General features: G+C 35.5%; 8 protein-coding genes. All 8 read right to left on the reverse strand.

Annotated features, from left to right (window positions below):
* Window positions 1-3: 3 nt before the first annotated feature.
* Entirely contained in the window at window positions 4-1,542 is a 1,539-nt protein-coding gene (locus Q2U82_RS03405) for a phytoene desaturase family protein (protein WP_410006319.1), read from the reverse strand.
* Window positions 1,539-5,237, reverse strand: coding sequence for a 1-acyl-sn-glycerol-3-phosphate acyltransferase (locus tag Q2U82_RS03410; protein WP_410006320.1), 3,699 nt, complete (start codon window positions 5,235-5,237; stop codon window positions 1,539-1,541). The genes Q2U82_RS03405 and Q2U82_RS03410 overlap by 4 nt, the downstream gene beginning before the upstream one ends.
* Entirely contained in the window at window positions 5,230-6,423 is a 1,194-nt protein-coding gene (locus Q2U82_RS03415; RefSeq protein WP_410006321.1) for a DUF2062 domain-containing protein, read from the reverse strand. Before Q2U82_RS03415 ends, Q2U82_RS03410 begins: the two co-directional genes overlap by 8 nt.
* 125 nt (window positions 6,424-6,548) lie before the next feature.
* Window positions 6,549-7,175: a hypothetical protein gene (locus Q2U82_RS03420; RefSeq protein WP_410006322.1), complete on the reverse strand. Its 627-nt coding sequence runs from the start codon at window positions 7,173-7,175 to the stop codon at window positions 6,549-6,551.
* Window positions 7,176-7,182: 7 nt separating this feature from the next.
* Window positions 7,183-9,366, reverse strand: coding sequence for a hypothetical protein (locus tag Q2U82_RS03425; protein WP_410006323.1), 2,184 nt, complete (start codon window positions 9,364-9,366; stop codon window positions 7,183-7,185).
* A gap of 33 nt (window positions 9,367-9,399) precedes the next feature.
* Window positions 9,400-11,268 (reverse strand): transglutaminase-like domain-containing protein, encoded by a 1,869-nt coding sequence (locus Q2U82_RS03430; RefSeq protein ID WP_410006324.1) that lies wholly within the window; start codon window positions 11,266-11,268, stop codon window positions 9,400-9,402.
* A 200-nt stretch (window positions 11,269-11,468) separates the two neighbouring features.
* Window positions 11,469-11,960: a hypothetical protein gene (locus Q2U82_RS03435; protein ID WP_410006325.1), complete on the reverse strand. Its 492-nt coding sequence runs from the start codon at window positions 11,958-11,960 to the stop codon at window positions 11,469-11,471.
* Entirely contained in the window at window positions 11,960-12,328 is a 369-nt protein-coding gene (locus Q2U82_RS03440; protein ID WP_410006326.1) for a 3-hydroxyacyl-ACP dehydratase, read from the reverse strand. The genes Q2U82_RS03435 and Q2U82_RS03440 overlap by 1 nt, the downstream gene beginning before the upstream one ends.

Genomic DNA, 12,328 nt, shown 5'->3' on the forward strand with positions numbered 1-12,328 from the left:
ATGTTAAGTAATTTCTTCCTTTTCTGTGGTTTCCAATATTTTATTCAGCAAATATTCACCTCCCAAAATTTCCGAACACGTAACCACGCCACTAATGGTAACGCCCAAAATGCCGTGCATATTTAAACTCTGCCCCGTAAAATATAGGTTTTTAATTTTGGTCCGCGGCGAAACAAAGGATTTTAAAGGGTTGTTGGCGTCTTTCACATAACCATACATTGAACCTTTGTTACAGCCAATATAATCACGGTAAGACAAAGGCGTGGATGAATAAACGGCCTCTATACAATCGCGAAGATTGGGGAATTTTTTCTCCAACTCCTTAATGATTATTTCAGATTTATAGGCTTTAAATTCTTCATACGTCTGTCCACGATCATTTTTTTGGGCGGCAGTGTTGAAAGTGTTTGCCCAGGGTTTTACCTCATCAAAGTGCATATAAGTCATCACCGTAATGTTATCGCCATACTCCTCCTTATCTTTTTTGATTCCCATAGAAATCATATAGGCTTCGGGCCAAGATTCCTGTGTATAATTATGAACATCCCAAATAGATTTATAATCCTTGAAATGATAATAATTATGGTTCATATACTTAAAACAATTTGGTTTTAAAACCAAGTACAGACTGAAAGCAGCAACTGTACTTTCAATGTTTTCGATGCGGCTGGTATATGATTTTCTGAAATGATTTTGACCAATCATATCCAATGTCATTTTCGGATCAACGTTGGAAATGAATATATCACCGTAAATGGTTTTTCCATTTGCAGTTTGCACGGCAGTTACCACTCCGTTTTCTGTTTCAAATTTCGTTACTTCGTGACGTTTGTATGCTTTTCCTCCCTTTTCGCGAAAACGCGCAAGCAAGGCTTTCGTGATTTGGCTGCCACCGTTTATACAGCGATAGGAGCTTTCAATATATGAATTCACTGAAAGTGCATGCATATAGAATGGCGTACGCTCACCTTCTCCTGCATAGAGCAAATTGCTGCCCCCCAAAACGGCGCGAAGTTTTTCGTTTTCGGTTATGGAATCTATAAATTCCTTCGCCTTTACTTCAAAAAGCGCTGTATTTTCGTAATAAGGTTTTCCAAGTTTTAGGCCATATAGCGGAAAGAAACTACAGGTGTCGAGCATTTTTTGGCAATAAGCATCAATCGCTTTTTCCTCATCGGGAAATTCCTCAAGTAAAATTCTTTTGAAATTATCATAACCCTGTGCGTGCCTGTATTCTTTGGGGTCGTTGTCAAAAGTTATTCTGTCAAAACCATCCTCGTCCATTTTTTTGAGGGTGATGTCATCCAAAATATCCAAATACTTGAAATATCTGTACAGATTTTGACCTTCGGAAAGGCCGCCAATGTAGTGAACGCCAGTGTCAAAAATGGTTTTATCGCGTACAAAGGTTTGGAGGTTGCCGCCAAACTGTTGGTTTTTTTCAAGCACGCAAACGCTGTAGCCTTCCCTCGCGAGAATAATCGCCGAAACCAGCCCGCCAAGGCCACTACCGATGATAACTACATCATATTTTTCACTCATTTCGCTGTGTTTCCCGATGGTTTAAAGATACTAATATTAGTATTCCCGTACACGTTTTGATAGCCTAAGGTACTAATATTTTCGGTTTGCGAAGAAACACATTCTTTTAATAAAACAATTTTTTTAATTGAAAGATTTGGCAATTGTGAAATAGCTTCAGCAGCCATTTTTTCTGAAGAGATAATCAAGGTTTCAACGTTTGAAAGCAAGGTTTCCGAAACAGAGTCAGTAAAATGAAGCCTTCCGTATTTTTGGGTTATGTAACTGTTTTGAAGTATCGTTCGCGTTTCGGAATCTTCAATAAAACTGAAAATCTTACGGTCAGGACCATCGAGCGCCAATAGGAAATCGAGCTGCCCGGAATCTTCCGAAATGTGGGCAATACTCCCTGTTTTATTTACTTGACGGAGAGTTTCAAAATAGCTCTCTGCATTTTCCTTTAAATCCTTTTTCACCGTTCGGTATAGCGCATCTCCTTTATAGCGATATTCTTCCAAAACAATTCTGTGGAAATATTTTGGGCCTTCCATCTTTTCGCGCAATTTTAAAAATTCGCTTTTAAAATATGCACCAATTTGTTTTGCTTGCTGCGTATGATTTTCTCCAAAGGAAGTGTCATCTGCATTAATTCGCGGTAAAATTTCAACTGTAATGCTTCCATCTTTTATAATTGGGCTGCCCTTAGGGTTTACTTCACTATTTCCGTGGATCAAAACTGGGAGAATATCCAAGTTGAATTCATTCGCCAAATAAAATGCGCCTTTGTGAAAACGTTTAATTTTATTGCTTTCGCTTCGGGTTCCCTCGGGGAAAGCCATCAGTGAATAGCCTTGTTTTATTTTCTTTTTAAGTGGTTCCAAACTGTTTTCGATGCCGCTGGAAACCGGATAAAAATCTGCACGCTGCACAGCTTTCCCAAAAACGGGCGAATTGTAAACCCAATCGTTCACCAAAAAACATATTTTTGGATGCAACATTCCCACAGCCAAAATATCAAGAAATGAAGTGTGGTTTGCAATAATTACGGCGGGTTTTGAAAAATCTTCACCCGTTTTATTGATTACTTTTTTCTTCACAAACGGATTGGTGTAAAGCACAGATTTCATAAATTTTGAAATCACTTTGTGAAACCATCCCATTTTTATTTTTTTGCTAATGGGAAGCAGCGGCATCAAAGTGACGCTGTAAAGTGATAAACAAATTCCACCCAGTCCGAAATACCCAAAGGAAAAGAGGGAATGCACAAACATTCGCGGCGTGATTGGCCGTTTTTTTGAGCTTCCGATAAAAAGTTTAAAAAGCAGGGGCTGGACGGTAAAAGCGGTAAACATTGCCGAAAAAATTCCAATGATTGAAACGATGGAGATGGAATAAAGCGCTGGATGTTTCGCAAAAATCAGAACCCCAACACCCAAAATAGTTGTCAAAACCGAAAGCATAATCGAGGTTTTGTGCGTGGCCATTACCTTTTCACCGGTTCGCAATTCCTTTAGCAAACCTTTGGTCATAAAAATGCTGTAATCAATACCCAAACCAAAGATAAATGTGGAAATAATGATGTTGAAAATGTTAAACTGAATATGGAAAAGTCCCATAATCCCTAAGGTTAAAAACCAGGTGATAAATATGGGAACAGCTGTAACTACAGTGAGCGAAAAACTTCGGAAGAAAAGAAAAAGTATAAAAAGCACAGCGAGTAAACAATACCCAATAAGACTGTTGAAATCGTTTTTCAAATTCCCCAAAAAGGTCTCGTTCATTTCTTGGCGGTCAATGACGATGGTGTTCGGAATCTCTTTGAAAGCACTTTTAATTTCGGAAGCATTTTCATCATCAAGTTTTATAAGTGTTGTAATTGTTGTGAAATCTGCTTCGGTGGTGATGTAATCTTCTAAAAGAACCGATGGAATTTGCTGGTAATCTTCTGGTTTCAGTGTTTCAAAATTTTCATCCAAAAAATCATAAAACCTATTGAACGTTGTTGGTTTGAAGCCTAATACTTCGCCACTTTCTATCAAATTATTTTCCAAACTATCTTTTCGAGCTACGTTCCAAAAGTGTTGCCATTCCGCTATTTTTTTACGTTGGTCTCTTTGCGAGTGAACCAAGGCTCCAATGGAACTAAAGCTACTTATTTTCCCTTCCTCTTTCAACAATTCCAAAGTTTCGTGGATGGAATCGTTCAATTGCAAAGTACCTTCTACAGATTTTCCGTAGGTTGCCAGATAAACCGATTTTGAAGAAATATCAGTCAGTTCATCCAAATGCTGCATCGCGGCCTTTATTTCCGCAGGTTCGTAATTCAGTTTGGAAATATCTTTGTTGAATTCTACTTTGTGATACGTAAAAATGCTAACGATCAAAACCAATCCTAATCCAATTAAAAGCCATTTGTTTTTATGAAAAGGATAGTCAGCAACTTTATCCAAAACGTTGACTTGCTGTTTCCGTGAAAGCGGATTTTTATAGACCAACGGGATGAAGAAAAGTGCAAAAACCGAGGCTCCCAAAACGCTAACCGCTGCAAAAATGCCCAAATCCTGTAAGGCCTGTGAATCTAAAAAAAGTAAGCACAGAAACGCCAAAGCAGTAGTCAAACTGCTCATCAAAATAGGCTCGGTCACGTCTTTGTAAAGACTTTCCGTTGTTTCGTTGTTTCGGATATGCGTTAAAATATGAAGCGAATAATCCAGCGTTACGCCCAATAAAACAGAACCTATTCCCAAAGAAATTGCTGAAATTTCTCCACGAATCAAATACAATAATGCCACGGCCATTAAACCTCCAAAAATTGTTGGAACAAAGAGAATTACGGGCACGTAAAGTTTTCGATAGAAAAAGATGAAAACTAAAATTAGCAGTGACATTGCAATTCCTACCGTAAATTGAATATCCTTTTTTATTTGTTGGGCATTGGCAACGGCTATAAGTGCTGCACCAAAATATTCACTGCTAACCTTTCCGGAATATTTCTGGTTTAAATCATTTTGAAGCGAATAAAGTTGATCCGCAAACTTGGCATTTTCCGAAGTTTCGCTACTTGAAAATTTTGGGGTGATAAAAAGTAAAATGTTCTTTTCGTCTTTGCTTACCAAAAAGCCGTCTTTCAAAAAAAAGTCGTCTGTAACGCCTAGTTGCCGCAGTTTCTTTAAAGCAATAAAGGAAAGTCCCAATGGATCTTTCAAAATCATGTCTTTTGAGACAATGCCTGAGGGAGATATCAGCGTTCGGTAATTCGCTTCGGTACTAGCAGAAATACTGTCATTTTGAAGTTTTCCAGCTATGGTTTTGTAATCCTCTTTGTCTAAAAATAACGGCAAATTTTCATAAACAAAACCCATTGTCCGCAACAAATCGTCGTCATTTACCTTCCCACGAATGCTTTTGATGTACTGTGAAGATTGCGCTTGCAAACTGTCAATAAATTCCGTGGCGTATTGGGTAAGTTCGTCAATTTCTGTGGAATCATTTTTATGGATAGTAACAATAATTTTGTCTGTAAAATTGACGGTTTTCAGTACTTTTTGAAGATCTTGATTTTCGCTATTTATTGGAATCAATTTTGAAATATCTTCTTCAAAACGAATTTTTGAAACCAAAAAAGTGAGTCCAAAAAGCACTAATAGCAAGACAAAGGCGCTTGCTATTTTATTTTTTAATAAAAATTGATATGCCTTAAAAAACCAGTTACCCATTGTCGAGAATCTTTTTCCGTTCAAACAACATTAAGAAAACGTAACTCACGATACCGCAACTAACTGCCGCGGTGACCGAAAGCACCAAACTGCCAACAATATAGGATTTTAAATATTTCACCAACTCAATACTTGGATCAATTTCACTCATGGAAAGCACAAAACTTTCTCCCAAAAGCCAACTGCCCAATTTTAAACTGAAGTAAAGTATAAAAGGAATAAATGGCGGTAGGCTCACATTGGAAAAAGCAAAAGCAATCACTTTATTCAAATTTAAAAGCAATGCTAAAAATATAACGGTTACCGTATGAAAACCCCAAAGCGGCGATAGCCCTATAAAAACACCCAAAGCGATTGAAAATGCTTTCTTTTCAGCAGAATCGTCACTGCCCAGAAGGTCTTCCATTACAAACCTTTTAAGTCCTTTTTTTTTTAGTTTTCTGAAAAGATTTCGAGGTTTTATGTAGAAAAAGGTAACAAGTACGAACCAAGTATTTAAAATACTGATTCGCGTAAAATCTTTAAAAGGACGAAAGTGAGAAACCCGATCTTCCAGCTCATAATGGATTCGGATTGGGATGTTTTTCACTTCAATACCACTCCAGGCTGCCTTAACGATTGCTTCAATTTCGAACTCAAATTTTTTAGTGTAGAATTTCAGTTTTTTCATCGCAAAAAGCGGATACAATCTAAAGCCGGATTGTGTGTCCTGCAAGCGTGTTCCCGTTTCCACCCAAAACCAAAAGTTGGAGAATTTGTTTCCAAAACTGCTTTTTTTCGGCACGCCGTGCTGGGTCATATTTCTTGAACCGATAAACAGTATTTCTTTGTTTTCTTCCTTTTCCAAAGCTTCAATAAACGCAGGAATATCTTCCGGAAAATGCTGTCCGTCGCTATCGATGGTTATTGCATATCGATAACCCAAACTGTCGGCATGTTTAAACCCTTGGCGTAGCGCGTTGCCTTTTCCCTTGTTTTGTGAAAGATGGATTTGCTGGATTTGTGGAAACTGAACCAAAATTTCTGCAGTAGAATCTGTGGAACCATCGTTCACCAAAATCACATCTTCGGTAAAAACCAAAACGTCTTCAATAACCTGTTGCAGTGTTTTGTAATTATTGTAAGTTGGAATAATTACGCAACATTTCAGGATTTTGAATTTTTCTGAAAGTAGTTTTGGGTTCATTGAGGGTTATCAAAAAAGTCTGTAGCTTTTTTATAAAAATACAAATCTAGTTAGGGCAAAAGTATGTTTTATAACTATAAGTTTCAAAATTTCAGAAAATGATTGAAAGCATAGAGAATTTACAGTTAATCAAGCCCAATATTTTTTTCAGCAAGCAACCTATTATAGATTTTGAGAATAGTCACAATTTCTTCGGCTTTTTCCTTTTCAAGCACCCGGATTACTAATTTTTCTTTGTCCACTTTTCCTTTTTTATCAATAAACCCGACAAATACATTTATATAGGCTTCATTGGCTCTGTAAGAAATATCTTGGAAGTCATACGCTCTAGAAAAATCAAACAAAACCGGATTGGAGTATGGCTCATCCCCGCGACTTCTCATAATCCATAATTTCAGATAATCTCCCTCAAAACTGGCGCGATAGGCACGGCTGGCACTTTTAGCATCAAAGGCATAATTATTTATTTTTTCTAAAATAATTTCCTTTACCTCTGCGGTTGAAAGCGTAGATGGCAGCGGGGCGTTTCTGAAAACTTCAACTTCGGCATTTTTAAAAACAATTTCCTTTATTTCAGATCTCGCCAAGGCATAAGTGGGCCCATAAGGATTATGAAGACTTTTAAATTTAAAGCCTTCATCATTCGCTTCTATTATTTTAGCATTGATTTTTCTCCCATCGTTTGTATAAATAATATCTTGTGCAAAGGTGTGTGAAAAAGATAAAAACAATATTACACAGCAAAATTTCATAGCCATACTATTCTTTCTTCAATAAAATCTTTGATTGGGTAAATTGGGAAGCGGCCTCAAGAAAAGCGACCATTTTTTGCCAGTTTGAGTTTGGTTCGTAATTGTGTTTGTAGAACTTTTGAATATCTACCACAAGTTTATTTCCTTCAATTGAAGCTTTACTTGTAAACCCACCTGTCTCGTTTTCAATATTGCTGGTAAGGTTTTCATGCCCTGAAACCGAATATCCATCTGGAATATTAACGATTATTTGATAGTTAAAAGACCTGGGGTAACTCATATAAATATTGTTTGTCCTTCCTTTTTCTTTAGTGCTCAAATCAATTTGGCTTACCAGTATTTTACCGATATCCAGTATATAATTTTTTCCAGCTGTTTTAATTAAATCGTTGCCAATGGTAAACTCTTCTTCATATTCAAAAGAATCTTCCTTTCCAAATCTTCCATTTTTTAAAATTTTGAAAGAATAGTCTTCAATTTTTAAATTGTATTCCCCAGCAGTTCTTTCTTTAATTGTCTGTTGTTGTTTATCCTTTAGCTTTTTAAGTAATGCTGCGTATTCTTTTTTATACTTTTCTTGGTCTTTTTTGTTTCTCACTCTATCGAGAATGGGTTCTGTTTCATATTTTGCGTGATCTTCATATACATAATCATAATACATCAAAATGTTTTTTTGCTCATCTATCTTTGTTTGTCCTTTATATGAAAAAGATCTGTTTATAGAAATACCGGAAAAGTCGGGAGCGATTGTCAATTCCGTTTTCTCTGTGGAACTGTTTTCTTTATAAGTGGATGATGGCAATTTTATGGTTTCAATATCTTCAATATGCTTTCTGTCAACAACTTTTAGCGTGTAAGCATCAGTATTTTCCAACAATGGTGAAATTTGGTTTGGTGTTGCGTATGGGTCAAAATATTCTATGTAAACAGGTTTTTCGGTGTTTACTTTCAGAATAAAACTAATGTTGCCTTCCATAAGCAAATCTTTTATAGCACCATTGTAGCGTTTGGTGCCAATAATAATTTCATAATCTATCTTATTGTCTTTTAAAAAGGCTGTGAAAAAACGAACAAAGTCTACTTCATTATTGAAAATAATTGGGTTTTTGCCATAAAGTTCGAAAGGATACATAATGTTTGATTCGTCCATGACAAATGCCTCCACATAGTTGGTATAATAAGCATGGCGTATGTAGTAGAACACCTCTTTTACTTTTTCTTCATTTGTAGAAAAAGTTTTCTTTTTCAAGAAACGCTCCACATCACCAAGGTCACCATAGGGCCTAAATTTATCTTCATAAAGATTGAAGATTTCCTCTTTGGAAACATTTGTTTTTACAGTATTTACATCTTCAGGAATGAAGGCATAGGCTTTCTTTTCATATTTTCCAGAGCGTGCAAATAGCACTTGAAATTTATAGGAAGGCAATTCCACCAAAGGGAAAAACCATCTTGGAAAATCATTTCTTTCTACATTTTCTGCATTAAAGGAATAAACCCTTTTCTTATCTTTCTTTGTTGGCAAAACTGTTTGCTGAAGTTTTGGCGCCCCGTTGTAGGTGTTAAAGTTTATAAAGAAATCGTCTTCGGTTTCCAATGAGAATTCAAATTTTACAATTGGATAGGTGTCACCTATTGTGTTTTCTACTGCTTTATATTGGTACAAATCATTTTCGCCAACAATAGTGTTCGTGTAGAAATAATAGTCAATAATGTCTCCTTTTTCCAGAGATGGGATTGCAATTTTCTTTTCATCATTGTTGGAAACGGATTCTTGGTTAACGTCTATTTCAATTTCTTCACCATTGGGCTTTATTACTTTTACGCCCAAATAAAAGGTATTGGTCACCCGGCTCATTTCTCTATAAAAAACGTTTCCTTCGGTGTATTTTAATTCAGAATATTCCGTTACAGCTGCTTGATCCAGAAGTTTTATTCTGTCTCTTTCTATTTTGCTATATTCAATACTGTTGCCAGGTCTGTTGTATATATATTTAATGTTTTTTACAAGAAACACGGCAGACTCGTTTTTCCAGTTTTCGGGAATATCCATCACATTTTTGTACGGGTCTTCGTCATTCCAAACAAGGTTTTTAATCTCTTCTTGTTTTTCAAGATCTTTTTTTGATTGTGCCGTAATGGTTATTGAGAATAGAGCAAAAAATGTTAAGGCAAGAATATTTTTAAACATAATGTAAAGGAATGTTATTTAGGTATATAAGATTTAATCTTTTACTAAAATTATTTGTTGATTGTAAATGGACTGAAGGTTTTTTATGGTTTCGTTCCATTCTTTAAAATTCGATTTTTTTACAACAGCGTCTTTCATAACAAAAACCTTCTTGTAATGGAGCACATTGTCAGTAAGTTCAAAATCAACGAAAATTTTATAGTTTTTGGTGTTAACGTCAATTCCTTTGGGCAACTCAGTTATCTTGTATCCTTCGGGAAGTTCAAGATTTATTTCAGAAGACAAATATTCCTTATGGGCAAATTCATAATCTGTATTTCGTTCGTTAAAAAGCCATTTGCCGTATTCCTGATTATAATCTAGATTTATATAGATTTCATCATCAAAAGAAGAAACTGCATTGTCTTGTTTCAAATTAAAATCTATGGAAAGTTGATCATCGCGGTTTTCCAAATCTGAAGTTTCAATATTATCCACCATCATATTCCGGTCTGCCCTTTTTAAATAATACTCCAAGGCTTCATTTTTCATTTCCGTTCTTAAATTATTAAAAACGTACAGAAATGAAGCTCTGCTTTCACCCGAATAAGTGAGTGAAACATTACCTTCCAAGGCATTATTATTGATCTTGGCATTAAAAACATGGGTTTCTTTATTTTTTTCCGGAGCTACAACCGGAACAGTTTCTAAAATATAAGACTCTCCATTCTCAATCATTACTTGTTTGCCTTGAATACGTTCGGCATATTCGCCAAACGGGTTAAATTTTTCGGTACCGTCCAAAAATATTTTCTTCCCATCATAAAAAACAGTACAAATCATATGGTTATCTACAGACAATGAAGGGGTGGAATAATCATAAGCTATATGCTTAGTGCCAAGCCAAGTTAAGCGTGCGTCAAAACCTGCCTCAATAAGCATTTGTTTCGTAAGATTTGCCATTCCCTTACAGTCTCCATATCTTTTTTTGAATACATTTTGGCATTCATCTGGTTTAAAACCTGCCAGTCCATCTTCAAAAGCTATGTAGCGAATATTGTCCTGTATCCAATAATAGATGTTCTTTATTTTTTCTTCATCGGTTTTCGCATTTGCAGTTAGTTCGGCCACTTTTTCTTTTATGGCTGAAGGGTCGTCTGCCATAGAATCAACCAAAGATTTATACCAATTATAAAGGTCTTTGGTTTCATTAAACAAGGTGAAGCGCTCCCCATCATCTGTATATGATTTTGCCAAAATCAACAAATGTGGGTATATATAACTTGGCCCTGGCGATTGCTCTTCTTTATAAACAGCGTCTAAGCCAGAAACTGAATATGTTATTATATCTGCATTTTGTTTTTCGTCAAAAGTAGAGGTTTTTGATATCTGAAAACCCTCAAAATTCATTTCCTTGATTTCAAGGTTTAGCCATTTGGGAACCACTAAAGTGATTTGCTTTTTAATAATTGGGTAAGAATCTGTAAAATAGAGGGAGGTAAAGTATTTTATATCGAATATACTCTTCGTAGCTTCAAAGTAATATTTATAACCTTGAACCGGAAAATCAACACTTGCATATTTTACACGTGCATCATTGAAAAAATACTCTTCCACGGTATAGGCCTCATCATTTACCTTAAAATATGCGGTTTTATTATTTCTATATTTTAAACCGAAGTTAGTTATTTCAGATTGTCCATCATAAAATATATGCTTTTGAATATCTGTTCGAGAAGAAATGTTCAACAGCTCTTCATTAATTTGATGTTTAGCAGAAACTTGATGCGTATCATTATTCAAATCAAAAGTCACGTAATCTTTGCTTTCCAAAAGCACAAGATCATCATTTGGATATTGAATTTTAAGAATTTTTGCTTCAGATATTTCTTCAGGTGTGGGATCGGAGTTCTTTTGCGCCAAACAAAAAGTTGGGACAAACAAAAGGAAAAAAAACAATTTACTCATTTACAGTGATTTAAACAACTTATCGCTCCAATGAACCGCAAGTGTTAAAGAAATGGTAAAATATTAAAAAAAATAACAGTAGTGTGCTTCGATTAGAATTAATTTAAACAAAATTAAAAATCGAAATAATTAAAAAACCTTCGAGATTCTGAAAATTATTGAAAAGATTTTTTTTCAGAATCATCAAAATTCTCAGATTTCAAAACAAAATCCTTAACCAATTTTTTCAAATCCGCAGAAGAAATACTTTTGTAATCCTTCAAAATATACTCTTTATCCTCCGCAATATTTTTATGATACCCCAAAAATCTGGGCGAATTTTCCTGCACGCTCATGCGAATGTAACGGATTTCAACATTTGAAGGATCAGCCTTGACGGTGCTTTCAATCAAAGAAACGCCTTCTTTAAAAAACTCTTTTTTATCACTTCTTGATTTGGCAAATTTTGCTTTCAATGTGGAAACAGCCCCTTTGTATGCAAGCAAAACGGGCTTATTTGAGGAATTTATTTTTGCAAGTACCCCATCAAGTTGAGCGGTTATTTCTGCACTTTCCACAGCTTTTAGGTAAGCTGACCGGATTCCGTTCAAGTCTTGGGCAGTTCCAGCTGCAGAAATTAAAAAAACTATAATTATTAAATATTTCATCAGTCAATAACTTTAAAAGTCGCGCTGAGCTTCAACGCTACCGTGTCTTCAAAAGAAGTTGTGTTTTTCACTTTCACTTCTCCGTTTTCCTGAACAATATCAATGGCGAGTTGCAAATCAGGATTTTTCTCAGGATTGATAATCGCCATAAATTTTATGTTTGAAGAAACTGTCAAAAACAAATTTTTTCCAGTTGCTTCCTCGGTCAGCTCCTTTATAATCTGAATCATACAAACGCCTGGCATCACGGGGTTTCCGGGAAAGTGGCCTTTAAAAATTGCGTGGTCTTTGTTTAAATGAACCTTTGACAGAATTCCTTCGGAAGTGTTTTCGGTTGCAGTAATTTTATATAATCCTTCGATGAGCAT

This window comes from Aequorivita nionensis (genome assembly GCF_046352995.1).
Classification (GTDB): Bacteria; Bacteroidota; Bacteroidia; order Flavobacteriales; family Flavobacteriaceae; genus Aequorivita; species Aequorivita nionensis.